General features: G+C 61.8%; 23 protein-coding genes and 1 pseudogene. 12 read left to right on the top strand and 12 right to left on the bottom strand.

Going from position 1 to position 25,284, the window contains the following annotated elements:
• Positions 1-66: 66 nt before the first annotated feature.
• Positions 67-1,155, bottom strand: a complete 1,089-nt coding sequence (locus AC5STB_RS05995; protein ID WP_495442058.1) for a polyamine ABC transporter substrate-binding protein — start codon at positions 1,153-1,155, stop codon at positions 67-69.
• Positions 1,156-1,297: 142 nt separating this feature from the next.
• On the opposite strand from AC5STB_RS05995, the gene AC5STB_RS05990 reads away from it, so the two are divergent.
• From AC5STB_RS05990 to AC5STB_RS05965, 6 genes and pseudogenes are all read left to right on the top strand, one after another.
• On the top strand, positions 1,298-1,984 hold the full coding sequence (locus AC5STB_RS05990) for a GntR family transcriptional regulator (protein WP_495444565.1): 687 nt from the start codon (positions 1,298-1,300) through the stop codon (positions 1,982-1,984).
• A 66-nt stretch (positions 1,985-2,050) separates the two neighbouring features.
• Entirely contained in the window at positions 2,051-3,445 is a 1,395-nt protein-coding gene (locus tag AC5STB_RS05985; protein WP_495442057.1) for an aspartate aminotransferase family protein, read from the top strand.
• A gap of 355 nt (positions 3,446-3,800) precedes the next feature.
• Positions 3,801-4,901, top strand: coding sequence for an ABC transporter ATP-binding protein (locus tag AC5STB_RS05980; protein WP_495444564.1), 1,101 nt, complete (start codon positions 3,801-3,803; stop codon positions 4,899-4,901).
• 80 nt (positions 4,902-4,981) lie between these two features.
• Positions 4,982-6,082: an extracellular solute-binding protein gene (locus AC5STB_RS05975; protein ID WP_495442056.1), complete on the top strand. Its 1,101-nt coding sequence runs from the start codon at positions 4,982-4,984 to the stop codon at positions 6,080-6,082.
• Positions 6,083-6,163: 81 nt separating this feature from the next.
• Positions 6,164-7,435, top strand: a complete 1,272-nt coding sequence (locus AC5STB_RS05970; RefSeq protein WP_495442055.1) for an ABC transporter permease — start codon at positions 6,164-6,166, stop codon at positions 7,433-7,435.
• 14 nt (positions 7,436-7,449) lie between these two features.
• Positions 7,450-8,295: pseudogene (locus AC5STB_RS05965) on the top strand (ABC transporter permease); the annotation flags it as partial.
• Between the two features lie 135 nt (positions 8,296-8,430).
• Here AC5STB_RS05965 and AC5STB_RS05960 read toward each other — a convergent pair.
• Positions 8,431-9,759: a lytic murein transglycosylase gene (locus AC5STB_RS05960; RefSeq protein ID WP_495442054.1), complete on the bottom strand. Its 1,329-nt coding sequence runs from the start codon at positions 9,757-9,759 to the stop codon at positions 8,431-8,433.
• A 113-nt stretch (positions 9,760-9,872) separates the two neighbouring features.
• On the bottom strand, positions 9,873-10,562 hold the full coding sequence (locus AC5STB_RS05955; RefSeq protein WP_495442053.1) for a helix-turn-helix transcriptional regulator: 690 nt from the start codon (positions 10,560-10,562) through the stop codon (positions 9,873-9,875).
• Positions 10,563-10,646: 84 nt separating this feature from the next.
• Here AC5STB_RS05955 and AC5STB_RS05950 point away from each other — a divergent pair, with 84 nt between their 5' ends.
• Entirely contained in the window at positions 10,647-11,345 is a 699-nt protein-coding gene (locus AC5STB_RS05950) for a glutathione S-transferase family protein (protein WP_495442052.1), read from the top strand.
• A complete protein-coding gene (locus tag AC5STB_RS05945) occupies positions 11,342-11,764 on the top strand; it encodes a DUF1801 domain-containing protein (protein WP_495442051.1) in 423 nt (140 codons plus the stop codon). The genes AC5STB_RS05950 and AC5STB_RS05945 overlap by 4 nt, the downstream gene beginning before the upstream one ends.
• 34 nt (positions 11,765-11,798) lie before the next feature.
• Here the strand turns inward: AC5STB_RS05945 and rnr are convergent, their stop codons facing one another.
• The 3 genes from rnr to dapE are packed head-to-tail and all read right to left on the bottom strand — an operon-like array spanning position 11,799 to position 15,857.
• Positions 11,799-14,075, bottom strand: coding sequence for a ribonuclease R (gene rnr / locus AC5STB_RS05940; protein WP_495442050.1), 2,277 nt, complete (start codon positions 14,073-14,075; stop codon positions 11,799-11,801).
• A 51-nt stretch (positions 14,076-14,126) separates the two neighbouring features.
• Positions 14,127-14,699, bottom strand: coding sequence for a TIGR04282 family arsenosugar biosynthesis glycosyltransferase (locus tag AC5STB_RS05935; RefSeq protein ID WP_495442049.1), 573 nt, complete (start codon positions 14,697-14,699; stop codon positions 14,127-14,129).
• 6 nt (positions 14,700-14,705) lie between these two features.
• The gene (dapE, locus tag AC5STB_RS05930) at positions 14,706-15,857 is read right to left on the bottom strand and encodes a succinyl-diaminopimelate desuccinylase (protein ID WP_495442048.1); all 1,152 of its coding nucleotides are present in this window, start codon (positions 15,855-15,857) and stop codon (positions 14,706-14,708) included.
• Between the two features lie 413 nt (positions 15,858-16,270).
• Here dapE and AC5STB_RS05925 point away from each other — a divergent pair, with 413 nt between their 5' ends.
• On the top strand, positions 16,271-17,290 hold the full coding sequence (locus AC5STB_RS05925) for a transporter substrate-binding domain-containing protein (protein WP_495444563.1): 1,020 nt from the start codon (positions 16,271-16,273) through the stop codon (positions 17,288-17,290).
• 9 nt (positions 17,291-17,299) lie between these two features.
• Here AC5STB_RS05925 and AC5STB_RS05920 read toward each other — a convergent pair whose 3' ends face one another.
• A complete protein-coding gene (locus AC5STB_RS05920; protein WP_495442047.1) occupies positions 17,300-17,647 on the bottom strand; it encodes a DUF8846 family protein in 348 nt (115 codons plus the stop codon).
• Positions 17,648-17,791: 144 nt separating this feature from the next.
• On the opposite strand from AC5STB_RS05920, the gene AC5STB_RS05915 reads away from it, so the two are divergent.
• On the top strand, positions 17,792-18,325 hold the full coding sequence (locus tag AC5STB_RS05915; protein WP_495442046.1) for a HutD/Ves family protein: 534 nt from the start codon (positions 17,792-17,794) through the stop codon (positions 18,323-18,325).
• On the opposite strand, the gene AC5STB_RS05910 is transcribed toward AC5STB_RS05915, so the two are convergent.
• From AC5STB_RS05910 to AC5STB_RS05895, 4 genes are all read right to left on the bottom strand, one after another.
• A complete protein-coding gene (locus AC5STB_RS05910; RefSeq protein WP_495442045.1) occupies positions 18,322-19,689 on the bottom strand; it encodes a formimidoylglutamate deiminase in 1,368 nt (455 codons plus the stop codon). The two genes, AC5STB_RS05915 and AC5STB_RS05910, sit on opposite strands and share 4 nt — an antisense overlap.
• 254 nt (positions 19,690-19,943) lie before the next feature.
• Positions 19,944-20,771: a 2,3,4,5-tetrahydropyridine-2,6-dicarboxylate N-succinyltransferase gene (gene dapD, locus AC5STB_RS05905; protein ID WP_495442044.1), complete on the bottom strand. Its 828-nt coding sequence runs from the start codon at positions 20,769-20,771 to the stop codon at positions 19,944-19,946.
• Positions 20,772-20,889: 118 nt separating this feature from the next.
• Complete coding sequence (locus tag AC5STB_RS05900) at positions 20,890-21,489, bottom strand: GntR family transcriptional regulator (RefSeq protein WP_495442043.1); 600 nt, start codon at positions 21,487-21,489, stop codon at positions 20,890-20,892.
• Between the two features lie 38 nt (positions 21,490-21,527).
• Positions 21,528-22,448: a threonine/serine dehydratase gene (locus AC5STB_RS05895; RefSeq protein ID WP_495442042.1), complete on the bottom strand. Its 921-nt coding sequence runs from the start codon at positions 22,446-22,448 to the stop codon at positions 21,528-21,530.
• A 146-nt stretch (positions 22,449-22,594) separates the two neighbouring features.
• Between AC5STB_RS05895 and AC5STB_RS05890 the strand changes: the two genes are divergently transcribed.
• Positions 22,595-23,443: an LOG family protein gene (locus AC5STB_RS05890; protein WP_495442041.1), complete on the top strand. Its 849-nt coding sequence runs from the start codon at positions 22,595-22,597 to the stop codon at positions 23,441-23,443.
• Between the two features lie 25 nt (positions 23,444-23,468).
• Here the strand turns inward: AC5STB_RS05890 and AC5STB_RS05885 are convergent, their stop codons facing one another.
• Entirely contained in the window at positions 23,469-23,678 is a 210-nt protein-coding gene (locus AC5STB_RS05885) for a hypothetical protein (RefSeq protein ID WP_495442040.1), read from the bottom strand.
• 331 nt (positions 23,679-24,009) lie between these two features.
• On the opposite strand from AC5STB_RS05885, the gene AC5STB_RS05880 reads away from it, so the two are divergent.
• On the top strand, positions 24,010-25,251 hold the full coding sequence (locus AC5STB_RS05880) for a type I secretion protein (RefSeq protein ID WP_495442039.1): 1,242 nt from the start codon (positions 24,010-24,012) through the stop codon (positions 25,249-25,251).
• The last annotated feature ends 33 nt before the right edge of the window (positions 25,252-25,284 follow it).

Raw genomic sequence — 25,284 nt, 5'->3', positions numbered from 1 at the left:
GGTTTTCCCCGGCGCGTCAGAATTTGCGGGGCGGCAAATGCGCCCCGCAGGTCAGGCAACGGTTGTTCAGGTGCCGGATTTAACCTTGGTCCACATGCGGGTGGCCTTGCGCTGTACCTTCGGCGGGTAGCCCTCTTTGATGTACAGGTTCTTGACGGTCTCTTCGTTGGGATAGATCGCGGGATCGCCTATCACATCCTCTTCCAGGAACTCCTGGCTCGCCTTGTTGCCATTAGCATAATAGACGTAGTTGGACGCAGCCGCCATATTCTGCGCGTCCATGATGAAGTTCAGGAACTTGTGGGCGGCTTCCGGATTCGGGGCATCGACCGGAATGGTCATCTGGTCGAACCACATCAGCGCACCCTCTTTGGGTGCGTTGTATTCGATCTCGACACCGTTTTCTGCTTCGGCTGCACGGTCGCGCGCCTGCAGAATGTCGCCGGACCAGCCGAAGGCCACGCAGATATCCCCATTGGCCAGGGCGTTGATGTATTCTGAGCTGTGGAACTTGGTGATATAGGGGCGAACGGCCAGCAGAACAGGCTCAGCCTTGGCGACCACATCGGCATCCATGCTGTTGGGGTCTTCGCCGATGTATTTCAGCGCCGCCGGGATCATTTCATCCGGGGCATCCAGGAAATGCACGCCGCAGCTTGCAAGCTTTTCCATATTTTCCGGGTTGAACACCAGCTCCAGCGAGTCGATCGGGGCGTCTTCACCCAACACTTCCTTCACTTTTCCGACGTTCACACCGATGCCGGTGGTGCCCCACATGTAGTTGATGGAGTATTCATTGCCGGGGTCGTACTTCCCGGTGCGCTCCTCGATCGCGTTCCACATGTTTTCTTTGTTCGGCAGCTTCGACGGATCCAGCTTCTGGAAGGCGCCTGCCTGGATCTGGCGCGCCATGAAGGAGCCGGTCGGCACAACAACATCATAGCCAGAGCCGCCTGCCAGCATCTTGGTTTCCAGAACCTCGTTGCTGTCAAAGACGTCATAGATCAGATCGATGCCGGTTTCCTTCTCGAACTTTTCCAGAAGGCCTTCGTCAATATAGTCCGACCAGTTGTAGACGCGAACCTCCTCCGCGGCGGCTGCGGCTGCCGTGCCAAGGGCAACAACGGCGGTCATGGTCATCGTTTTAAGTGTCATGAAATTCTCCCTGTGCGTGCCGGCTTCCAAGTCCGGCTGTGAAGGGATTTGATCAAGTTTTGCCGTGTTCGGCAATACTCTTTATGTTTTCACTTGGCTTAGGATGGTGCAAGCTGGCCAAAATCGAGGAGGAAATTCCCAGGTGACAAAGACCACTTCGCCCCCCGCAGCGGCGCAGGAAAACCCGGTGAAACAGCCCGCGCATGAGATCGTCTACCAAAAGCTCAGGGCGCAGATTTTGTTCGGCGAACTAGTGCCCGGCCAGGCCGTGACAATCCAGGGTTTGGTCGAGACGCTGGAAGCCGGTATGACACCGGTGCGCGAGGCGATCCGCAGACTGATTTCTGACGGGGCATTGATGTTCCAGGGCAACCGGCGTGTATCCGTTCCTCTGTTGGGTCCTCAGGACTTGGAGGAGTTGATTTTTGCAAGAAAAACAATTGAATGTGAGCTTGCGAGCCGGGCCGCGATTCAGATCACTGCCGTGGATATCCAGGAGCTGGTGATCATCGATAACGCGTTGGATAAAGCAATATCGACCGGCGATGTCGCGGGTTACCTGGTGCAGAACTATAGCTTCCACACAGCGCTTTACTCCCATGCCAAGGCACCCATTCTCAGCGACATCGCCGACCGTCTGTGGCTGCGCTTTGGCCCTTCGCTGCGGGTGGTCAGCGGCCGCCTTGGCACCCAGAGCTTTCCGGACCGGCACAAGGACATCCTCGACGCTCTGCGGCGGCAGGACCCGGAAATGGCTGCTTTGGCGATGAAACAGGACGTCATTGAGGGCATGGAGCATGTGGTTCAGGGCTTGCAGGCCGTAAACTGATTCGATTGACACTTGGAAATTTGATCATATTCTGGTGCCAATCAGTTATTCTCAGGAGCGAGTCTCATGACCGTTATCACCAACCACATGCCGACGGCTGAACTGCAGGCACTGGACGCAGCCCACCACATGCACCCGTTCACCGCCAATGGCGAGCTGTCTCAGAAGGGCGCGCGCATCATCACCCGCGCAGACGGCGTGCATCTGACCGACAGCGAAGGGCATCAGATACTTGATGCGATGGCGGGCCTGTGGTGCGTCAACATTGGCTATGGCCGCGAAGAACTGGCCGAGGTGGCTGCCCGCCAGATGCGCGAGCTGCCGTATTACAACACCTTCTTCCAGACCACCCATGTGCCGGCTATCGCGCTGGCAGCCAAGATCGCTGAGCTGGCACCGGGCGACCTGAATAATGTGTTCTTTGCCGGCTCCGGCTCTGAGGCCAACGACACCAACATCCGCATGGTGCGTCATTATTGGGCGCTGAAGGGCAAACCGTCGAAGTCCGTCATAATCAGCCGCAAGAATGCCTATCACGGTTCCTCGGTCGGCAGCGGCTCTCTCGGCGGGATGAGCGGTATGCATGCCCAGGGCGGTATGCCAATCCCGGATATCCACCATATCAATCAGCCGAACTGGTGGGCCGAGGGTGGCGACATGCCGCCGGAAGAATTCGGCCTGCAGCGCGCGCGCGAGCTGGAAGAGGCGATTCTGGAGCTGGGCGAAGACCGTGTCGCTGCCTTTATCGCAGAGCCGGTGCAGGGGGCCGGTGGCGTGATCGTGGCGCCGGACAGCTACTGGCCGGAAATCCAGCGGATCTGCGACAAATATGAAATCCTGCTGATCGCGGATGAGGTGATTTGCGGTTTCGGGCGCACCGGCAACTGGTTCGGCAGCGAAACCCTGAACATCCGCCCTGACATCATGACCATCGCCAAGGGCCTTAGCTCCGGTTACGCACCGATCGGCGGCTCGATTGTCAGCGATGGGGTTGCTTCGGTGATCGCCTCGGATGAATTCAACCACGGCTACACCTACTCCGGCCACCCGGTGGCCGCAGCGGTGGCGTTGGAAAACCTGCGTATCCTGGAGGAGGAGAACATCCTTGGGCATGTGCGCGACGTGGCGGCCCCGTATCTGAAGCGGAAATGGGAAGCCCTGGCCGATCACCCGCTGGTAGGCGAGGCTAAGATCGTCGGCATGATGGGCTCGATTGCGCTGACCCCGAACAAGGAAACCCGCGCCGCTTTTGCATCTGATGCTGGCACTGTCGGCTACATTTGCCGCGAGCGCTGCTTTGCCAACGATCTGGTCATGCGCCATGTTGGCGACCGGATGATCATCTCTCCGCCGCTGGTGATCACACCGGAGCAGATTGATATGCTGATAGAGCGCGCGGTCAAATCCCTGGATGAATGCTACGCGGAACTGAAGGCGCAGGACCTGCTGCACAGCGCTTGATTCTGTTTTTTTGTCTCAGTCCAGACAGCGGTCCAGCAAGGCCCGGCAACAATATTGCCGGGCCTTTCCTATTCGGTTCCGGGGGTGAAAGGGTCGGTTTTCAGCTGCTGCCTCACAAGACATGGCGCAATTTCTCATAAGGGCGTCGCAAAACGTCCGGTCTGGGGCACCGGACTAGGACTAGGCTTCCGGTAGGGTATTCTTTTTCGTCAGCAGGCGGTCGAAGTATGAATTTCGTACGCTCGCCAGTGAAAGAATATTTTTTTCATATCTAGCGCTTGGTAGCTTTGGTGTGATTAACTTCGAATAAGTGCAGAGCAAATCTGCCGGAATGACAAACTACGGGGAGCCTGCTTTGGCTGATGCGTCAAACGTTGATGCGTTCGTTGAATTCGAACGTGTCCAAAAGAGCTATGATGGCGAAAATCTCGTTGTCAAAGACCTAAACCTCACCATGCCCAAGGGCGAGTTTCTGACCATGCTTGGCCCGTCCGGGTCCGGAAAAACCACCTGTTTGATGATGCTGGCTGGTTTTGAAACTGCGACCCATGGCGATATCCGCCTGGACGGGACCTCAATCAACAACATCCCGCCGCACAAGCGCGGTATCGGCATGGTGTTCCAGAACTATGCACTGTTTCCGCATATGACGATTGCGGAAAACCTCTCCTTCCCGCTGGAAGTCCGCAAGATGGGCAAATCCGTACGCGAGGAAAAGGTGAAGCGGGCGCTCGATATGGTGGAAATGGGCGCTTTTGGCGGCCGCCGCCCGGCGCAGCTTTCGGGCGGCCAGCAGCAGCGGATCGCACTGGCCCGCGCGCTGGTTTTCGAACCTGAGCTGGTTCTGATGGACGAACCGCTGGGGGCGCTCGACAAGCAGCTGCGTGAAAAGATGCAGTTCGAGATCACTCACCTGGCACACCGTCTGGGGATCACCGTGGTCTATGTGACACACGACCAGACCGAGGCGCTGACCATGTCGGATCGCGTTGCAGTATTCGACGATGGCCGCATCCAGCAGATCGCGCCGCCGGACCAGCTCTATGAAAGCCCGGACAACAGCTTCGTGGCCCAGTTCATTGGCGAAAACAACACGCTGGAGGGCACCGTCAAGGAAATCAACAACGGTATCGCGCTGGTGCAGCTGGACGATGGCGAGCTGATCGACTGCAAACCGGTCAATGTCTCGCAGCCTGGCGAGCGTACCCGTGTCTCGATCCGCCCCGAACGGGTGGAATACAACAAGGACCGCCTGCAGGCAGGCGTCCATACGCTCAAGGCGGAAGTGCTGGAGTTCATCTACATGGGCGACATCTTCCGCACCCGTCTGCGGGTGGCCGGCAATGATGAGTTCATCATCAAGACCCGGAACGCCCCGGACCAAGTCCGTCTTCAGCCCGGTCAGCAGATCGAAATCGGCTGGCTGCCGGAAGACTGCCGCGCGCTGGACGCCTGATCCGCGTGCGCCGAACCCCCGGCAGAAGAATGACCGGGGGGAATCTCACATCTGTGAATTTCAACAAGGAGAGACTCTCTATGAAACTCAGCAAACTGTCTGCACTGGCGATGACCACCGCCCTTTGCGCCCCTTCGGCCTTTGCCGAAGAAATGGCCAATGAGCTGACTCTGGTGTCCTGGGGCGGTGCCTACCAGGCCAGCCAGCAAAAAGCCTATGTGGAACCCTATCTGGCCGCAAACCCCGACGTTAAGGTGATCTGGGACGAAAGCTCCGCCGAAGCCGTGGCCAAGATCCGTGCCATGAACGAAGCCGGCAACGTGACCTGGGATCTGGTTGACGCAGTGGCCTCCGACTCCATGCGCCTGTGCGACGAAGGCCTGGCAGAAGAAATCAACCATGACGAAGATCTGGCTTCCGCACCCGATGGCACCTCGGCGTCCGAAGACTTCGGCGACCTGATCGTCAGCGACTGCTTTGTGCCGCAGATCGTTTATTCGACCACTTTTGGTTACCGCACCGATCTGATCGATAAGCCGGAAACCGTCTGCGCGATCTTCGACACCGAAAAATATCCGGGCAAGCGCTCGCTGCAGAAACGCCCGATCGACAACATGGAATGGGCGCTTTACTGCGATGGCGTGGCCAAGGACGACATCTATGACGTGCTGAGCACCGACGAAGGTGTCCAACAGGCGCTGGACAAGCTCGGAACCATCAAGGATCAGGTGGTCTGGTGGACCGCCGGCGCGGAAACCCCGCAGCTGCTGGCCGACGGCGAAGTGGTAATGGGCTCGACCTTCAACGGCCGCCTGTTCTCTGCGATTGCTGAGCAGGACCAGCCGATCGGCATGCTTTGGGACATGCAGTCGTTTGATCTCGACGGCTGGGTTGTTCCGGCGGGCCTGCCTGCCGACCGCAAGGCGCGCGTTATGGACTTCCTGAAGTTCGCCACCGACACCCAGCGTCTGGCTGACCAGGCCGCCTACATCTCCTACGGCCCGGCCCGTGCCTCCTCGGCACCCCTGGTCGGCAAACACGCCGAGCTGGGAATCGACATGGCGCCGCACATGCCTACCGACCCGGCAAACGCCTCCAATGTTCACGTCTATGACTACGAATGGTGGGCAGACAACCGTGATGACCTGAACGCCAAGTTCCAGGCATGGCTGGCCAAGTAATCTGACCTGATCCAAGATTGCAGGGGGCCTGCTGCGTCCAGGCCTCCTGCCCAAAAAAATAAAGACCCGACGGGGAACCCTATGACTGACATTAGCCAATCCGGCCCGGTACTGGCCGCGGACGGCACGCCGCTGAAGCGCAGCCTGGCGCGGGCGCTTCGGATGCAAAAGCTGCGCGCGCTGATGCTGATCGCACCGCTTTTGCTGTTCATCCTTGTGACCTTCATCCTGCCGGTGGCCGACATGCTGTTCCGCTCGGTGGAGAACCGGATCGTCCAGGACACACTGCCCTATACGGTCGAAGCGCTGGCAGACTGGGATCCCGCGTCAGGGCAACTGCCCGAAGAGGCCGTGTTTGCTGCAATGGCTGCCGACCTGAAGGTCGCTGCCGAACAGAAAACCCATACCAAAGTCGCCAAGCGCCTGAACTATGAAAATCCCGGCCTGTCGTCGGTGTTCCGTAAGTCCGGACGCAAGGTCAAGAAATGGGATCTCGCCACTGACGGCCCGTTCCGGGAAAAGCTGATCGACATTGACGACGGCTGGGGCGACATTGAGCTGTGGCGCACCATCAAGACCTATTCCGGCACCTTCACTTCCGGCTACTTCCTGAATGCTGTCGATATGCAGCTGGGTGCGGAAGGCCCGGAAATCCGCCCCGAGAATGAGCGGATTTACAACACCATGCTGGTCCGCACCATGCGGATGTCCCTGATCATCACCTTCAGCTGTATCATGCTGGGTTACCCGGTGGCCTGGATCCTGGCCAACCTGCCTGCACGCAAGGCAAACCTGCTGCTGATCCTGGTGCTGCTGCCGTTCTGGACATCGCTTCTGGTGCGAACCTCGGCCTGGAAAATTCTGCTGCAGCAGCAGGGCGTCATCAATGACACTCTGGTCTGGATCGGACTGGTGGACGACGCCAACCGGCTGGTTCTGATCAACAATGAACTGGGCACCATCATTGCGATGACGCACATCCTGCTGCCGTTCATGATCCTGCCAATGTATTCGGTGATGCAGACCATCAACCCGTCCTACTTGCGCGCCGCCAAATCTCTGGGCGCCACCGACTGGACTGCCTTCTGGCGGGTCTATTTCCCGCAAACCGTGCCGGGCATCGGCGCGGGGTCGATCCTCGTCTTCATCCTGGCCGTGGGCTACTACATCACCCCGGCGCTGGTTGGCGGCACCAAAGGCACCTTCATCTCCAACCTGATTGCCTACCACATCTCGACGTCGGGCAACTGGGGCCTGGGTGCGGCGCTGGGCGCGATCCTTCTGGCGGTCGTCCTGCTCCTGTACTGGGTCTACGACAAGGTCGTCGGCATCGACAACGTTAAGCTGGGATAACCGATATGAGCGCACTTCCTCCTTATGCGACCGTTGGCCAGCGCACCTGGCACTACACTTTCCGGGTGATCTGCGGTCTGGTCTTCTTCTTCCTGATCGCACCGATCGTGGTGATTATTCCGCTCAGCTTCAACGCGCAGGACTTTTTCACCTTCACGCCGGAAATGCTGCGGCTGGACCCGGAAGGCTATTCGCTGAAACACTACCGGGACTTCTTCAACAATGACTCCTGGCAGTCTGCGATGTGGAACTCCCTGAAGATCGCACCGATGGCGACCATCGTTTCGGTCACCTTCGGCACCCTGGCCGCCATCGGCCTCAGCCAGCCGCACGTGCCGTTCCGCCGGGCAATCATGGCGATCCTGATTTCGCCGATGATCGTGCCGTTGATCATCTCCGCGGCCGGCATGTACTTCTTCTACAGCCGCATCGGCCTGCAGGGGACATATGTTGGCGTGGTTCTGGCCCATGCCGCGCTGGGTATTCCCTTCGTGATCATCACGGTGACGGCAACTCTGGTTGGTTTTGATCGCTCGCTGACCCGGGCTGCAGCCAACATGGGAGCCGATCCGGTTACTACATTCTTCCGGGTGCAGATGCCGCTGATCCTGCCGGGGGTGATCTCGGGCGGCCTGTTCGCCTTCATCACCTCCTTTGATGAGGTGGTCGTGGTGCTGTTCGTCGGCTCGGCCGGGCAAAAAACCCTTCCGTGGCAGATGTTCATCGGCCTGCGGGAGCAAATCTCTCCTACCATCCTGGCGGTGGCGACGATCCTGGTGGCGATATCCATCATGCTTCTGGCCACGGTGGAAATGCTGCGCCGCCGCTCCGAGCGCCTGCGCGGAATGTCTCCCGGTTAAACCGGGCATTCCTGCTGCCGTAAACATAATAGGCCCCGCGATGCGGGGCCTTATCCCTTGTTCATCTGGCTAGAAATATCCCGGGGGTGAATGGGCCCTTGAGGTCAAGAGGGGGCTGGCCCCCTCCTGCAAATGCTACTGCAGGCGCTGCAGCAGCTGCAGCGAAGCATAGCCATCCGGCGTCAGCCCGTTTGCCGCCTGATAGGCGCGCACGGCCGCAATTGTCTTGGGACCGATCTTTCCATCGATACCGCCGGTGTCGAATCCGGCACTGGTCAGCCGCTCTTGCATCGCTTCGCGCTCCGCCAGGGTCAGGGCCCGATCGCCGCGCGGCCAGCTGGACTGTATCGGCGAACCGCCTTTTATCCTGTCGGCCAGATGCCCGACGCCGATCACATAGGCGTCTGCCGTGTTGTAGCGCTCCAGCACTGCAAAGTTCCGGAAGATCATGAAAGCTGCGCCTTTGCTGCCCGCAGGCAGCAGTATCGCGGCGGGCCCGTGATCCGTGACCGCGTGCCCATCCAGCCCCTTGATGCCCATCGCCGCCCATTCCGCGGGGGATTTTTCGATGTCCCGATCCGCCAGCGTATAGTCAAACCCCTTTGGCAGTTTTACCTCAACACCCCAGGGCTGGCCTTTCACCCAGCCGAATTGCTTGAGGTAGGCCGCAGTAGAGGCCAGCGCATCAGCCGGGTTGTCCGACCAGATATCGCGTTTGCCATCGCCCGTGAAATCCACAGCGTAGTCCAGGTAAGACGTTGGAATAAACTGGGTGTGCCCCATCGCCCCGGCCCAGCTGCCAGTCATCTTGCGGGCGGCGACATCGCCGGCCTGCAGGATCTGCAGCGCGGCCACCAGCTGCCCTTCAAAAAACACCCCGCGCCGCCCGTCAAAGGCCAGCGTCGCCAGAGAGCGGATCACATCCATCTTGCCGCGAAAGGTGCCAAAGCTGCTTTCGAGCCCCCAGACGGCCGCCACGATCTCCTTTTCGACGCCGTACTTGGCCTCGATCTGCTCCAACCTCGCTTGCTGTTTTTGCAGCGCCGCCTTGCCGTTCTTTACCCGCAGGTCTGAGGCGGCGCTGTCGAGATACTCCCAGATCGTCTTGGTGAACTCAGATTGATTGCGGTCGCGGCGGATCACCTCGGGATCATAGCTCACTCCGTCAAAGGCACTGTCCAGCACAGATGCGCTGATCCCCTGCGCCATGGCACGGTCCTTGAACCCAGATATCCAGCCTTGAAAATTCAGCTCTGCTGCCGCCAGTTCCACAGCTGCACCCTGCAGTGACACAGGCCTTGCAACGGGCCGCAAGGAAGTGGCTGAAGCTAGCTGATAACTTTCACTCTGTCCCTCCTGAGTGGTGGTCCCGGTCGGGCGGTCAGGCGCCGGAGAGTTGTCCGGCGCGGCCTCTGCCGCAATTGCACTGCCTGCCACCAGCGATACCGCAACCCATTTGCGCATGTTGCACCTCGTTTTTTACTGCTCAGCCCCAGTCTAGCGGCGGTACAGTCTTGGTAAAGAGGCCTGTTATTGCATGTGCGGGGTACCGCTTGCCCGCCCTCAAGCCCGTCCTGCTACCTGTGCTCCTGGCGCATCTGTTCCAAGGCATCTCTCAGCATGGGCACCCGGTGCGGCCGGAAACTCTGCTCCGTCACCTCCAGTTCGCGCATCCGGTCCAGCCGGAACACCCGCACTGCCTGACGCAGGCAGCACCAGGCGATCAGCACGGTCGAGCGGTCGAAGTACACCACGCTCAGCGGCTTCACCTGCCGTTCGGTCTCCGCGCCGTGCCCGTCAGTGTAGCCAAAACGCACCTCGACCTCGTCCCACGCAGCTTGGCGCAGATCCTGTGCGGAGATTGCAGGCGGAACAGGGCGTTCGAACCTGTAGGGCGCCAGCACCGCGTGACGCAGCCTGTTCGCTTGTCTCGGCGGCAGCCGTGCCTGCAGCTTGCGAAGGGCCTCAGAGGCCGCGGTGGCCAGCTCCGGATCGCCGATCAGCTCCACTTCGCGCAGGCCCAGCACCAGCGCCTCCAGTTCGGTGTCGCGAAAGCCCATCGGTGGCAGCGCATTGTCCTCAACCAGGGTAAAGCCATACCCTGCTTCGCCGTCGATCACGGCCCCAATCTCGCGCAGTGTGGCGATATCGCGGTGGATGCTGCGGGCTGACACACCCAGCTCCTCTCCCAGCCGCGCCGCGGTATGCGGGCCGGGCCCCAGGCGCAGGGCCTGCATCAGCTGAAAGAGGCGGTGGGTTCGGGACATGATCTATTCTCTCTACGCTTGATGACAGTTTTTGTCACCATGCGGATCTAGGGTGCGGGCAACCCGAAACGACAGGATTTTCCCATGCTCACCCTTTTGACCTACCCCAACAACGGCCCCGTCTTCAGCCTCAGCCCGTTTTGCGTTAAGGCGGCTCTGTTACTGGGATTTTCCGGCCAAAGCTGGATCCGCGAAGATCTGAATGACCCCCGCAAGATGCCCCACCGCAAGCTGCCGGTGCTGCGCACGCCGGGCGGGCTGGTGCCGGACAGTAACGCCATCCGGGCCTGGCTGGAACAGCGGGGCGCAGAATTCGACCCCGGTCTCGGCAGCCGGGACCGGGCGCAGGCGCAGATGCTGGTCCGCATGGCCGAGGATACGCTCTATTTTCACGTGGTGTGCGACCGCTGGGACAATGATGCGGTCTGGCCGGCGATCCGCGACAGCTACTTTCACGAGATTCCGGCCCTGATCCGCGGTCCTGTTACCCGGTCAATTCGCAAATCCGTAAAGAGCGGTTTGATGTTCCAAGGCACCACCCGCTTCAGTGCGGCCGAGCGCAATGAACGCTTGGACCAGGATTTGCGCGCCATTTCCGATCTTCTGAACGGGCAGGACTTCCTGTTCGGGTCCCAGATTTCCAGCGCTGATTTCAGCGTTGCCCCGATGCTGCAGGCGATGGCGACAACCCCTGTCCGCACCGCGCTGGTGAGCCGCATCCTCGACGACGCGCCTCTTCGGGCATACGTTGACCGTGTGTTTGAGACGGTGCCCCTGCCATGACCCCGGCCTTTGCCAGTGAACAGATCGAAGCGGTGTTTAATGCTGCCGACCCGCAGGCCCGCGAGGGGCTGCTGACGCTGCGCCGCCTGATCTTTGCAACCGCTGCGCAGACGCCTGAGGCCGGCCGGATTGAGGAGGCCTTGCGCTGGGGCCAGCCCGCTTACCTCACGCCTGAGCGGAAAACAGGCTCTTCGCTGCGGCTTGGTGTGCCGAAGGGCGCGCGCTTTGCGCTATTTGTGCATTGCCAAAGCCGGCTGATCCCGGAGTTTGCCACCGCCTTCCCAGCCTGGGACCGGTTCGAGGGCACCCGGGCGGTGCTGTTCAACTCCCCAGCGGAGGTCGAGCCGATCCGCCATGGCTGGCTGATCAAACGGGCGCTGACCTACAAGATCCGCGCACCGCTGGATACTCCGGCGTAGGAAAACACCAGCCTGTCCCCGTTGGGGCAGACGTCTATTTCCGCCGCTTGCGCTCGACTTTGCGCTTCACCTTGGCCGCCTTGTGCTTGGACTTGGCGGCCTTTCGCTTCACGGTTCGTCCTGCCGGGCTGCGGCGGCCGCGTGAGGAGCCCCCGCCCGCGGGCATAGGGACCTCTTCCAGCGCCAGCAGCTCCAGCTCCAGCCCGCCGGTGACGGCCGCTGCCTGTGTCAGCCGCACTGTGACCCGCTGGCCGATGGCCAGGGTCATGCCGGTGTCCGCCCCTGTCAGCGTTCCGGCCTGTGCATCGAAGTGGAAAAACTCCCGCCCGATGGAGCGCACCGGCACCAGCCCGTCGGCACCGGTCTCATTCAGCTTCACAAAGGCTCCAAACCGGGCAATACCGCTGATCCGGCCTTCGAACTCATTGCCAACCCGCTCGCTGAGATAGGATGCCAAATAGCGGTCCGTGGTGTCGCGCTCCGCAATCATCGACCGCCGCTCGGTGTCAGAGATATGGGTGGCCGTCTCCTCCAGCCGCTCGATTTGCGCGGCATCCAGCCCGTCATCCCCCCAGCCATGCGAGGAGATCAGCGAGCGGTGCACGATCAGGTCGGCATAGCGGCGGATCGGGGAGGTGAAATGCGCATAGTTCCGCAGTGCCAGGCCGAAATGCCCGAAATTCTCCGGGTTGTAGTAGGCCTGTTGCATCGAGCGCAGCGTGGAAATGTTGATCAGCTCCGCATCATCTGTCCCCGCGGCCTGGTTCAGCAGTGCGTTCAGATGCCGGGTCTGCAGCACCTGCCCCTTGGCCATGCTGAGGCCTGCCGCCTGCGCGGTCTCGCGCAGTGCCTCCAGCTTTTCCTGGGCTGGCTCCTCGTGCACACGAAACAGCAGCGGCGACCGTTTCTTGATCAGCGTTTCAGCCGCGGCGACATTGGCGAGGATCATAAACTCCTCGATCAGTTTGTGCGCGTCCAACCGGTCGCGGAAGGCAACCGAGGTAACGTTACCGTCCTCATCGAGAACGATCTTGCGCTCTGGAAGGTCCAGATCCAGCGGCTCACGCGCGGATCTTGCCTGTGTTAGAGCCTTGTAAGCGGCAAACAGCGGCTTGATCACATCGTCCAGCAGCGGCGCGGTCTTGGCGTTCAGACTGCCGTCCTGCGCCTCTTGCACTTCAGCGTAGTTGAGCGAGGCCACAGAGCGCATCAGCCCGCGCACGAATTTGTGGGCAATCTTGTTGCCCTCGGCATCCACCTGCATCCGCACCGCGATACAGGCCCGCGGCACGCCTTCGTGCAAGGAGCACAGGTCACCCGACAGCCGGTCCGGCAGCATCGGCACCACACGGTCGGGGAAGTAGCTGGAATTGCCGCGCTTCCTTGCTTCGCGGTCCAGCGCCGAGCCGGGGCGCACATAGGCAGCGACATCGGCAATGGCCACCCAGATCACATGGCCGCCGGGGTTCTTGGGGTCGTCGTCGGCGTGGGCATAGCAGGCATCATCATGATCGCGCGCATCGGCGGGGTCGATGGTGACCAGCGGCAGTTCGCGCAAATCCTCTCGCCCCTTCAGGCCTGCGGGCTTGGCAGCATCGGCCTCTGCCATCACCGGATCGGGGAAATGGTCGGGAATACCGTGCTGGTGAATGGCGATCAGCGACACCGCCTTGGGCGCCGTAGGGTCGCCCAGCCGTTCCACGATGCGGGCGCGGGGCAGGCCCATGCGGCCCTTGGGGCCTGCCTGCTCGGCCTCAACCAGCTCGCCGTCCCGGGCACCATTTGCCGCATCTTGCGCGACACTCCATTCAGTCGAAGCGGCCTTATCAACTGGCACGATCCGCCCGCCCTCTGATCCTTTGCGGAAGATGCCCAGAACCCGCTTGGGGTTGGTTCCGATACGGCGGATCAGGCGGGCTTCGTAATTGTGATCCTGATCCGGGACCATCTGCAGCTTCACAAGGATCTTGTCGCCCTCTCCCAACGCCGGGTCCGAAGCCTTGGTCAGGATGAGGATGATGGGTTCCACGCCCTCACCGTGCCATTCCAGGGGCCGCCCGTACAGGTCGCCGTCGTCGTTCGGCGCCTTTACCTGCAGCACCGTCACCGGCGGCAGCTGGTCCGGATCGCGGTAGGTCTTTTTGCGCTTCTGCAAATGCCCTTCGGCCTCCAGCTCCTTCAGGATGCGCTTGAGATCGATGCGGTCCGCGCCCTTGATGCCAAAGGCCTTGGCAATGTCGCGCTTGGAGGTATGGGTCGGGTTGGCGGAGATCCAGTCGAGGATTTCGGCCTTGGAGGGAATACGGCTCATACTTCCCGCGTAACATGGCGCGGGGGCGGCGTCATGATGAAAAGCGCGCTATCAGTGCCGCGGCAGATCTGCGGCCGTGTCGACGTCCTGCAGAGTCCCGGTCAGCGCGATGCGCCATCCCGGCAGGGTTTTCAGGGTATCGGACAGCGCATATTCAGTGGACCAGCGGACACTATCGAACAGGCCATACGGCAGGCGGGCAGGGTGCTTGGCGCCCACCAGCCAGTAACCGCCGTCCGCCGCCGGCCCAAAGACCGCGTCATGATCCCCAAGGACGGAAAAGGCGCGGGCGATATGAGCGCGGGTGATGCTGGGAATGTCGGCGCCGATCAGGCAGGCAGGGCCCGGCGCGGCCCGAAGCATCCGTCTCATCCGGTCCCCTAAATCTCCATTGCCCTGGGGCAGACGTGTCAGACCAGCAGGCCAGACCTTGGAACGCACCGCCCTGTCCGGTGCCACTGCCAGCACAATCTGCCAGCGCGGATCCTGCAAGATGCGGATCAGACGGGCGGATTGATGGCGGAACCACCAGGTGGCCGGGATCACGCCAATGCCACGTCCGAGCCGGGTCTTGACCCGGCCGGGGCGCGGCTCCTTGACCATGATGATCAGGGTACGTTTCACGTGAAATCACGCCCCGGCAAAGTAGCCTTGCAGAATGCGGGTGTAGGTGGCTTTCAGCTGGTGGATCTGGGCAACCTCGACCCGTTCGTCCACCTGGTGCATGGTTTTGCCGACCAGGCCGAACTCTACTACAGGGCAGTGATTTTTCACGAACCGAGCGTCCGAAGTGCCGCCGGTGGTCGACAGTTCCGGCTTGCGTCCGGTCTCCGCCTCGACCGCCCTGGAAACCAGGTCAGACAGCGGGCCCGGCGGAGTGATGAAACTCTCTCCGGAAATCTTAACCCTCATACCGATTTCCACCCCGAATTCCGCGGCCACCTTGTCCGCCTCACCCCGCAGCCATTCTGTCAGGCCGGCGCCGGAATGCGCGTCGTTGAAACGGATGTTGACGGCGGACGCGGCTTGCGCCGGGATCACATTGGTTGCCGTGTTGCCGGTGTCGATGGTGACAACGGCAAGCGTGGAGGCATCGAAATGCTCGGTTCCTTGGTCCAGTTCATGGCTGGCCAGCCGGTCCATCAGCCGCGCCATTGCATTGAGCGGGTTGTTGGCGCGGTGCGGGTAGGCCGAATGCCCCTGCACGCCCGTCACCGTGAACCACGCCGTCATTGAGCCGCGGCGGCCGATCTTGATCATCTCGCCCATCTCATTGGGGCAAGTGGGCTCTCCCACCAGGCAGACCGACATCTGCTCGCCCGCACGCTCCATATAATCCAACAAAGCCGTGGTCCCGTCGGTTGCGTCGCCTTCCTCGTCTCCGGTGATGGTCAGGATGATGGCGCCATCCGGCGGGGTGTCCTGCACAAAATCCACGGCAGCGGCGGCAAAGGCCGCAACGCCAGACTTCATGTCAGTGGCGCCGCGCCCGTACATGAATCCCTCTTTCTCCTCGGCGCCAAAGGGGGGCATGGTCCAAGCATCCACATCCCCTAGCGGGACCACATCGGTGTGCCCGTTAAAGCCGAATGTTCTGGCGTGCCCCTTGGTGCCCCAGCGGGCAAACAGGTTGCTGACCCCGCCGCGATCGGTGCGGGTGCACTCAAAACCTGCACTGCTTAGCTGGTCTTCGAGCAGCACCAGCGCGCCGCCTTCCTCAGGCGTGACCGACGGGCAGCGGATCAGGTCAGCAGTCAGGCGGGCGGGATCGGTTTGCGGCATTTGCGGGCTCCTCGGGTTCCGGTTGGCACAGCCGTAGCGCGGATCGGCACGCGGTGCAATTCACAGCCAGAAAGGCGTAACCGGCGCAATAACTGCTTGCCGCACGGCCGCAGGCGGTAAAGACATTGGAACCCGAAACCGTACCCGCTTGCCTTGCGATGCAAACTGGCAAGCGTCAGTGTTGCTTTCGCGCTGATACCGGGGCGCATGCGCTTCAGGGCCGGCCGCTGCAGACAAGGGGGGGCAGCCGAACGTTCAGCGGATCGACTGACACAGTTCCGGCTGCAATTCTGCCGCCGCGGCCAAAGCGCTTGCGTGAAAATTGTGATCCGCCTAAGGACGTTGAAACCCTGTCAGAGGCCAATCCGAGCGTTTCCGTGCTGCATCTTCGTCTGATCACCGCCGCCCTGTTCATGCTTTGGGGGCAACTGCTCCATGCGCAGGTGCTCACGGTCAACACAGTCACCCGGCCGCCGTTTTCCATGGTGGAAGAGGGCCGCGACACCGGGTTCTCGCTGGAACTGTTCAAAATTCTGGCCGGGCGGCTGGACTTGGAATACCGCATCAACCGCACTGCCAGCTTTGCAGAGATGCTGGAAGGCGTTGGCAATGGCGAGGCGGATCTGGCTGCGGCAAACATTTCCATCACGGCCTCCCGCGAGATCCGGATGGACTTCAGTCATCCGATCTTCGAGAGCGGGCTGCAGATCATGGTGCAGGCAGATGACATCCGCGAACCGTCGCTGTTGCGGGCGCTTCTGTCCTGGGATCTGGCAGCCGCCATCGGCATCGCCTTTTTGCTGCTGTTCGGCGGCGGCATGATGATGTGGGTCTTTGAACGCCGCGCCCAGCCTTATTTCGACCGCCCCTTGAAAGAAGCCTGGTTCCCTTCCTTCTGGTGGGCGCTGAATCTGGTGGTGAACGGCGGCTTCGAGGAACGCGTGCCACGCACGCCGGTCGGCCGCATGTTCGGTGTTGTGCTGGTGGTCTCGTCGCTGTTTATCGTGTCGGTCTTCGTCGCCAAGATCACCGCGGTGATGACCGTCGAAGCGATCAGCGGCTCCGTGAACTCGGTGAATGATCTCTACGGCAGGTCCGTGGGCACCATAGGCGGCTCGACCGCCGCAGGTTTCCTGGACCGGCGCGAGATCGACTACGCCGCTTACTCCGGTCTGCAGGACATGCTGGCTGCCTTTGAAGCGGGTGAGATCAAGGCTGTTGTCTTTGACGCACCGGTGCTGAACTTTTACGAAAAACAAGGCGGTCACAAATTCGGGCAAACCGTCGGCCAGCCTTTCCTGCGCGAAAACTACGGGCTGGTTTTTCCGGCGGGCTCGCCGCTGGTGGAGGAAATCAACCAGACGCTTTTGGCAATGCAGGAGGACGGCAGCTATGACGCTCTCTACCGCAAATGGTTCGGCAGCAAGAACTGAAGCCGGAAGTCAGTGAAACACTGGCTCCTCGCCGTCGAAGAACGGTGTCATCTGCGCGACGATCACTGCGTTTTCCTCCAGCGCCCGCTGCATCAGGCCACGCTCTTCTTCACCGATCTCATGGCCTTCGGCCTCACGCTCTTCCAGCGTGCCATAGCCGGTGACGTCCAGCGGCGCAGTGTCGGCCTGCTTAAGGATCGCTACGGTTTCCCGCACCGCTTCGGCCTCGTCAATGCCGGAGGCATAGACCATCAGCGCAGCACCTGTGGCGCCGTCGGGCAGGCCGTCCCCGTCCTTGCGGCCGATTTGGACAAGAAGGGTATAGACTTGCTGGCGGGAGGGTTTCTTCTTTTCCATGCCGCCGCCATAGCGCCGGGGCGGGGGGTGGTCAATCAAATTACTGTGCCGCCGCAAGCGGGATGAGCGGGAAACGGTACGCTTGCAGTCCCGGTCATCCGGGATTTATGACTGTGCGGCAAGTTTGGCTGCAAGGACTCTGTAATGCGCTTCTCCGCCCTGACTGCCCATCCAGTGCCGTGGAAGAACGGCGGCGGTGTGACCCGGGAACTGGCGTCGCGCACTGAAGACGGAACGACGGTTTGGCGCCTGAGCTTGGCGGATATCACCCGCGACGGCCCGTTCTCCGCGTTCCCTGGCCTCGCCCGTATCCATTGCATCGTCGAAGGGGCCGGGCACATCCTGTCGCATGAAACCACAAGGCTGCAGGCCAGGCCGCTGGAACCGCTGTGCTTTGATGGCGGGTTGCCGCTGGACTGCCGGTTGCGTGATGGTCCCTGCAGGGCTTTCAATGTGATTTATGATCCGGCACGGGTGTCGGCAGTATCCGCAATCCTTGCAGACGGCCCGGTGCCGGAGGTTGAAGGGCAGTACGCGCTGTTTGCTGTCTCCGGCAGCCTGGAAACTGCGGGCGGAGACCGCCTTGGTCCCGGGGAAGGCATCCTGACCGGGGCCTCCGCCGACGCAGTGGTCACCGGCGGCGGGACTGTGATCCAAGTGCGGTTTTTCCCTGTTTAGAGACTGTTCAGAAGCTCTTTGATAGCCGTCTTGTAACCTGCAACAACACTGCCCCGCGCAACGTGGCAGCCATTATGCACCACATGGCGCCCGGCGCTCCAAACGTCCGTGACCGTGTCGTCACCTGCAGCAAAGCACAGGCCGTCCAGCAGCTGCTCCGGTTTCAGCGCGCACAGAGCAGGCACACTGCTGTCTATCGCCGTCAGGTCTGCCAGTGCGCCCTCTTCGATTCGCCCCGCATCCCGGCCCAGGGCCTGCGCCCCGCCTTTCGCTGCGCCCAGATACAGGGTTTCGCCAACCGAACCTTCGCCCGGCACCAGCACATTTCGCGCCAAATCGCGCAGGCGCTGCGAGTACTCCAGCGTGCGGAGCTCCTCCGGAAGCGAAATCCGCACGTTAGAGTCTGATCCGACACCAAAGGCTCCGTCTTCGCCCAGGTATTCCACACCGTTGAACGGACCGTCGCCCAAATTGGCCTCGGTAATCGGGCACAAGCCCGCCACTGCGCCGGACCGCGCCATGCCCCTGGTTTCGGAGCCGGTCATGTGGGTTGCGTGGATCAGGCACCACTTGCCGTCAACTGCAGCATTGTCCAGCAACCATTCCACCGGCCGCGCGCCCAGCCATGCGCTGATGTCGGCCACTTCTTTGGGCTGCTCGGCAATATGGATATGCACCGGCAGCCCATCCTGGATCTGCAGCACTTCGGCCAGATCCTCGGGGCAGGTGGCGCGCAGCGAGTGCGGCGCGATGCCGACAAGGGCATCCTGCGGCAGGTCCCGGTCTGCGACTTCACGCGCGCGGGCAACGAGCTCAGCAAATTCGGCAACCGAGTTGCCAAACCGCAGTTGCCCCCCATTCAGAGCCTGCTTTCCTGCGCCGCCATAGGTGTAAAGCACCGGCAGGTGGGTCAGGCCAATACCGGTCTGGCCAGCGGCGGCAAACACCCGCTCGCTGAGTTCCGTGACAGAGCCGAAATGCGCGCCGCCCGGCTGGTGATGGACATAGTGGAATTCACCTACAGAGGCATACCCGGCTTCCAGCATCTCCATGAACACCAGTGCGGCAATGGCCTCGTACTGCTCAGGCGTGATGCGGTCCATGAACCGGTACATCAGCTCACGCCAGGTCCAAAAGCTGTCCTTGCCTGCGGCGCGGTACTCAGTCATGCCCGCCATAGCGCGCTGGAAACTGTGGGAGTGCAGGTTGCCCAGCGATGGCAGCAGCACATCCACCCGGGCATCGCCTGCTTGCGGTTCGGTCCCGGTTTCCAGGGAAGAGATCCGGCCCTCAGCAATCGTCAGCCGAAGATTCTCTGCCCAACCTTGGGGCAGGCGGGCGCGCTGGGCAAATATGGTCTGCATCTGACCCTCTTATGTGTAGATGTAATGTTGTTAGCAGCAGGCTTATTGCGCGGCAAGGGTTTTGCACAGGTGGGGCTCTGCCCCTCGGCCTAGCGGCCTCACCCCGGGATATTTAAGGGTCAGGCAAATAGAGGATCCAGTCTTCTTCTGGCTGAAAATATCCTGGGGTTCGGGGCAAAGCCCCGGCCGCCGTACGCAAAGAAAAACGCGCCCGGCAAGGGGCGCGTTGCTGGCATTCTGGATGGCAGCGCGGGTCAGTCGCGCAGCAGTTCGTTGATGCCGGTCTTGGAGCGGGTCTTCTCATCAACGCGCTTCACAATCACCGCGCAGTAAAGGCTGATGTTGTTCTTTGACGGCATCGAACCAGCCACCACAACGGAATAAGGCGGCACTTCGCCGTACATCACTTCGCCGGTCTCGCGGTCGACGATCTTGGTCGACTTGCCGATGAATACGCCCATGCCCAGAACCGAGCCCTCGCGCACGATGCAGCCCTCGACCACTTCCGAACGGGCGCCGATGAAGCAGTTGTCCTCGATGATGGTAGGGCCGGCCTGCATCGGCTCCAGCACGCCGCCGATGCCAACGCCGCCAGACAGGTGCACGTTCTTGCCGATCTGCGCGCAGGAGCCGACGGTGGCCCAGGTGTCAACCATGGTGCCTTCATCGACATAGGCGCCGAGGTTCACGAAAGAGGGCATCAGCACTGCGCCGGGCGCGATATAGGCGGATTTGCGGACCACGCAGTTGGGCACCGCGCGGAAGCCTGCGGTTTTCCAGTCTGCCTCGCCCCAGCCGGCAAACTTGCTGTCGACCTTGTCCCACCAGCCGCCGGCCTGCGGGCCGCCTTCGTGGATTTCCATGTCCTTGATGCGAAAGCCCAGCAGCACCGCCTTTTTGGCCCACTGGTTCACGTGCCAGTCACCGTTCTCCAGCTTTTCGGCCACCCGCAGCTTGCCCGAATCGAGCGCATTCAGGGTGTCTTCAATAGCTTCACGCTGTTCGCCGGTGGTGGCGGGGGTGATGGTGTCGCGCGCCTCCCAGGCGGCTTCGATCGCTGCTTCCAGCTGGGCGTTGGACATGGATGTTCCTCCGGCATCGGTTTGAGTCGCAGCTTCATAGCGGCAATCTGCCCACAGGTCATGTCCGGATTGCGTCCAAATTGCCGCCCCTGACGGCGTTTTGCCGGATTGCAGCCGGTCAGCGTACCCTTCGCAGGTGGCGGCGCAGAATTTCACAGGCTCCGGCGGCATCGCGCCGGGCCATCGCCTGCACGAGGGCGGCATGGTCTGCGTCCACCCTGCGGCTCCATTGGTGCTGCCAGTTGGCAAACAGATGCCGGGCGGCAGCGATGTGCAGATCGTCGATCGAGGCCAGCAGCCGGGGCATTGCGCAGGGGGCCAGGATCACTTTGTGAAACCCACGGTTAAGCCGCTCCCAGCTGGCCATGTCCTCTGCCGCGTCGCAGGCCAGGCGGGCGGCCTCCGCGGCGTCGATGTCCTCTTCGGTCAGGCGGGCAAACGCATGGGTCAGGGCCAGCACCTCCAGCGCCACCCGCATTTCGATCACTTCACGGATCTCGGCAGGGTTCAGGGCGCTGACACGGGTGCCGCGGCGGGGTTCGGACACCGCCAGCCCGTGCGCCTCCAGCCGCAACAGCGCCTCGCGTACGGGCACATGGCTGGCCTCGAACTCCCGCGCGATATGGTCCTGGCGCAGCTTCTCCCCCGCAGGCAGGCTGCCGGTGATGATGCGCTCACTCAAAGCGTGATAGATCGTATCGGCGATGGTTGCTGACATATACTGGCGATACCCGTGCGGATTCCGGCCCGCAAGGGCTATCCCAGCGGGTCCGGGGCAATGTTGCCGCCGCAGATCAATGCCGCCACACGTTCGCCCGGCGCCGGCCTGTAGGCGCCGCAGATCAGCGCCGCCAGTGCGGTGGCGCCCGCGGGTTCCACCAGTATCCGGCGTTCGCGCCACAGGGCGGTCTGGGCCTGCGTGATGGCACTGTCCGGAACGGTGAGTGAGGTGGTGGCCTGTGCCCTGGCCAGCTCAAAGCAGATATTGCCAATCCGTTTGGCACCCAGCGCGTTGGCGGCCACGCCGGAGACTTCCACATCCACAGGCTGACACGCCGCCAGAGCGGCATTCAGTGCACAGGAGGTTTCCGGCTCCACCGCGACGATCTTCTTTGCGCCCTGGAACCATGCCAGCGCGCCGGCAATCAGCCCGCCGCCGCCCACTGCAATCAGCAGGGTATCGGCCTGCAGCCCCTGGGACTGCCATTCGGCAAAGCAGGTGCCTTGTCCCGCGACAGTGGCGGGTGCGTCATAGGCGTGGACCTGCATCGCCCCTGTCTCCCGCTCATAGGTCTGGGCCTGTTCCAGCGCGTTGGCATAGGCACCGGGGACCACCTGCAGATCGGCGCCGGTGCGTTCGATCAGGGATATCTTGGCGGGACCAGCCATTTCCGGCACATAGATCCGCGCCCTGTGGCCCAGCTGATGCGCAGCAAAGGCAACTGCCGCACCGTGGTTGCCGCCAGAGGCTGCCACCAGCCCGGCTGCAGGCACGGGTTGGCTCAGCAGCGTATTGAAGGCGCCGCGGGCCTTGAAGCTGCCTGTGTGCTGCATGTGCTCCAGCTTCAACTCCAGCGGATACTCCAACCCGAATCCCCGGGCCTGCATCACCGGTGTCTGTTGCACATGCGGACGGATGCGCTCGTCTGCTGCCTTGATTTCACTCCGCCAGTCCATGCGCCGCCCTCCTGCCTGCTGCGCCGGAACCTTAGCTGCACCATGCCTGAGGGCAAGCGGAACAGCGCGTTCTGATGCATTCTTGATTGGCGCTAACGGCCAAGGACGGTTACAAAGGAGGTCCTGCTGTTTTACTTGGATTGCTTATGACCGAAGACCGCCACAGCCGCCTCCGCGACGCACACTCCGACCGGGACCGGGCCGAACATGTGCCTGCCACCCCGCAGACCCAGGCCCCCGCCTACCGGCTGGCCTTCGCTGATGAGGAGTTTCTGTGCCGGGACGAACTGCGCCCGGTACGCCTTCAGCTGGAGCTTTTGAAGCCAGAGCTGATGCTGGACGAGCACGGTATCGAAAGCACGATCGTGATGTTCGGCGGCGCCCGCATTCCGGATCCTGCGCACAAGGACACGGCGCGCACCCAGACGCTGGCGGACCTGTCGCATTTCTATGACGAGGCACGCGAATTTGCCCGGCTGATGACTGAAAAATCAAAGGCAAGCGGCGGCCGTCAGAATGTCGTGGTGACCGGCGGCGGCCCCGGTGTGATGGAGGCGGGCAACCGCGGCGCATTGGATGCAGGCGGCCATTCCATCGGCCTGTCGATCGTGCTGCCGCATGAGCAGGCGCCCAACAGCTATGTGACGCCGGACCTCAGCTTCAACTTCCACTATTTTGCGATCCGTAAGATGCATTTCCTGATGCGGGCGCGGGCGATCACCGTGTTTCCGGGCGGTTTCGGCACACTGGATGAGCTGTTCGAAAGCCTGACCTTGATCCAGACCGGCCGCATGGAACGGGTGCCGTTCCTGCTCTTCGGCAAGGCCTTCTGGGAGAAGATCATCAACTGGGATGCGCTGGCAGACGCCGGCACCATCTCGGATCAGGACCTTGATTTGTTCCGCTTTGTCGACACCGCCAAAGAAGCGGTGGAGATCATCGACAACTGGGAACCCGCTCCGCCGCGCGAGAACCTGCCCGGCCGCGAGCGCTGAGCACCAGAAAAACGTGCTGCCGGGATCAGGCGAATTCCGGCGGCAGCTTACCGACCTCGTCGCCGGTGGTCAGCCGGGTAAGGATCTGGGCGCCTTCCACAGTCTTTACGGCATAGCCAAAACCGCGCAGGCGGAATTTCCATTCCCGCGGGCTCAGGGCTTTCTGCCGTTCGCTGCGGATCAGATCCAGCACGCTGGGGTCAATCGGGGCGGCCTTGTGTCCTGTCGGAGCCATCTGCGTTTCCTTCTGAAATTTGATTGTCCGTAATCTGGAAACTGTTTGCCGCAAGCGGCGGAAATGGAACCGGATTGGGGAAAGAATGGGGCGGTGGCGGAACCCTCAGCCGCTGTGCCCGCTTTGCAACAGCTGCGCGGGCAGCTGAAGTACCTGCTACCGGACCCAGTGGACCGGCCAAAATCCGCGCCCGGCTAGTGCGCTGATACGCAAGTATCCGCCATTTTCAGAAAACCTTAACGTGTTTATGCCGGGTGCGCCTGAAAACCGGCCAATCTTGGCCGCAATTGCGATCAATATCTTGCCGGTGGTGGAGCAGTGGAGAGCAAGGATGTCCGAAGTCTCAAACTACACGTCACTTTTGGCCTATACGTCGAACGAAAACTACCGCTGGAACAGTCAGGCGGGCCTCGGCACCCAGGCTGTGGTGACCTACAGTTTCGTCGGCAGCGGTGAACTGGGCGACGCCGCGAGCGATCCCTATGGCGCAACCAGCTACTGGTCCTTCAACGAGACGCAGCGCGGCTATTTCCGCCTGGCCATGGCCGAATACGAGGAGGCCGCGGGGCTGGTCTTTGTTGAAACCGGCGGCCCGGCAATGATCAATGTCTTTGGCTACGAAGGCGGCGGCGCTGCAGGCTGGGCGCATTACGCCTGGTCCAGCGGCTACTCCACCGGGCAGGGGCAGCTGGCAATCCAGGGCAGCAGCATGGCACCGGGCTCCTACGGCTATGAAACGATTCTTCACGAGATCGGCCATGCTGTCGGGCTGGAGCACCCGCATGACGGTGAAAACACGCTGGCCGCGCACCTTGATGACCAGGCCCATTCGGTCATGACCTACAATTACGGCGGCTACAACGCCACCGAACTCGGCACGTTCGATCTTCAGGCTCTTCAGCATCTGTATGGCGGAACCGCCGGCACCGAAGGCTGGACCGCACTTCTCAACCGGGCCGGGCGCGTTGTGATTGAGGCCAGCGCACGTTCAGAGACGGTTCTTGCGACCGGCCAGGATACGGTGATCCGGGCCAAGGGCGGCAGCGATACAGTTCTGGGGCGCGAAGCGGACGACAAGCTGTTCGGCGGCGGCGGTTCGGACACTGTCAGCGGCGGCCAGGGCAGTGACCGGATTTGGGGCGGCAAGGGGCACGACGTGCTTCATGGCGGTTCAGACAGCGGGGACTATTCGGGCGGAAGCAATGACAGCGATATCCTGCGCGGCAATGGCGGAAATGACACGCTGTTCGGCGGCCGCGGCGATGATACCCTGAACGGCGGCGGCGGCCGTGACAGAATTGTTGGCGGCGACGGTTCAGATGTGCTGACCGGCGGCGGCCGCGCAGACGTTTTTGTCTTCGTAAGGGCGGACTATTGGGAAGATGAAACCATCACCGATTTCGGCAGGGGCAACGACAAGATCGAGTTTTCGGATACAGCGATCACCGGCTTTGCCGATCTGACCATCACCGAGCAGGGCGGCAATACGCTGATCAGCTATTACGGCAGCCACGATATTGAGCTCACCGGCTATACCGGCGGGCTGGCCGCAGACGACTTCATCTTCAGTTAAGGCAGCCGGGGACCCTGCCGCAGCGGGGCCGGA

It is taken from the genome of Leisingera sp. CC-HEC093 (assembly GCF_059429195.1).
The sequence above is the reverse complement of the archived record's forward strand: the minus strand, read 5'-3'. Positions and strand labels throughout refer to the sequence as shown.

Excerpts from the sequence above, each read along its gene's own strand:
- AC5STB_RS05995 (WP_495442058.1), bottom strand. The coding sequence starts at position 1,155 with ATGACACTTAAAACGATGACCATGACCGCCGTTGTTGCCCTTGGCACG.
- AC5STB_RS05985 (WP_495442057.1), top strand. The coding sequence starts at position 2,051 with ATGACCGTTATCACCAACCACATGCCGACGGCTGAACTGCAGGCACTG.
- AC5STB_RS05975 (WP_495442056.1), top strand. The coding sequence starts at position 4,982 with ATGAAACTCAGCAAACTGTCTGCACTGGCGATGACCACCGCCCTTTGC.
- AC5STB_RS05970 (WP_495442055.1), top strand. The coding sequence starts at position 6,164 with ATGACTGACATTAGCCAATCCGGCCCGGTACTGGCCGCGGACGGCACG.
- AC5STB_RS05960 (WP_495442054.1), bottom strand. The coding sequence starts at position 9,759 with ATGCGCAAATGGGTTGCGGTATCGCTGGTGGCAGGCAGTGCAATTGCG.
- AC5STB_RS05955 (WP_495442053.1), bottom strand. The coding sequence starts at position 10,562 with ATGTCCCGAACCCACCGCCTCTTTCAGCTGATGCAGGCCCTGCGCCTG.
- AC5STB_RS05950 (WP_495442052.1), top strand. The coding sequence starts at position 10,647 with ATGCTCACCCTTTTGACCTACCCCAACAACGGCCCCGTCTTCAGCCTC.
- AC5STB_RS05945 (WP_495442051.1), top strand. The coding sequence starts at position 11,342 with ATGACCCCGGCCTTTGCCAGTGAACAGATCGAAGCGGTGTTTAATGCT.
- rnr (WP_495442050.1), bottom strand. The coding sequence starts at position 14,075 with ATGAGCCGTATTCCCTCCAAGGCCGAAATCCTCGACTGGATCTCCGCC.
- dapE (WP_495442048.1), bottom strand. The coding sequence starts at position 15,857 with ATGCCGCAAACCGATCCCGCCCGCCTGACTGCTGACCTGATCCGCTGC.
- AC5STB_RS05925 (WP_495444563.1), top strand. The coding sequence starts at position 16,271 with ATGCTTTGGGGGCAACTGCTCCATGCGCAGGTGCTCACGGTCAACACA.
- AC5STB_RS05920 (WP_495442047.1), bottom strand. The coding sequence starts at position 17,647 with ATGGAAAAGAAGAAACCCTCCCGCCAGCAAGTCTATACCCTTCTTGTC.
- AC5STB_RS05915 (WP_495442046.1), top strand. The coding sequence starts at position 17,792 with ATGCGCTTCTCCGCCCTGACTGCCCATCCAGTGCCGTGGAAGAACGGC.
- AC5STB_RS05910 (WP_495442045.1), bottom strand. The coding sequence starts at position 19,689 with ATGCAGACCATATTTGCCCAGCGCGCCCGCCTGCCCCAAGGTTGGGCA.
- dapD (WP_495442044.1), bottom strand. The coding sequence starts at position 20,771 with ATGTCCAACGCCCAGCTGGAAGCAGCGATCGAAGCCGCCTGGGAGGCG.
- AC5STB_RS05900 (WP_495442043.1), bottom strand. The coding sequence starts at position 21,489 with ATGTCAGCAACCATCGCCGATACGATCTATCACGCTTTGAGTGAGCGC.
- AC5STB_RS05895 (WP_495442042.1), bottom strand. The coding sequence starts at position 22,448 with ATGGACTGGCGGAGTGAAATCAAGGCAGCAGACGAGCGCATCCGTCCG.
- AC5STB_RS05890 (WP_495442041.1), top strand. The coding sequence starts at position 22,595 with ATGACCGAAGACCGCCACAGCCGCCTCCGCGACGCACACTCCGACCGG.
- AC5STB_RS05885 (WP_495442040.1), bottom strand. The coding sequence starts at position 23,678 with ATGGCTCCGACAGGACACAAGGCCGCCCCGATTGACCCCAGCGTGCTG.
- AC5STB_RS05880 (WP_495442039.1), top strand. The coding sequence starts at position 24,010 with ATGTCCGAAGTCTCAAACTACACGTCACTTTTGGCCTATACGTCGAAC.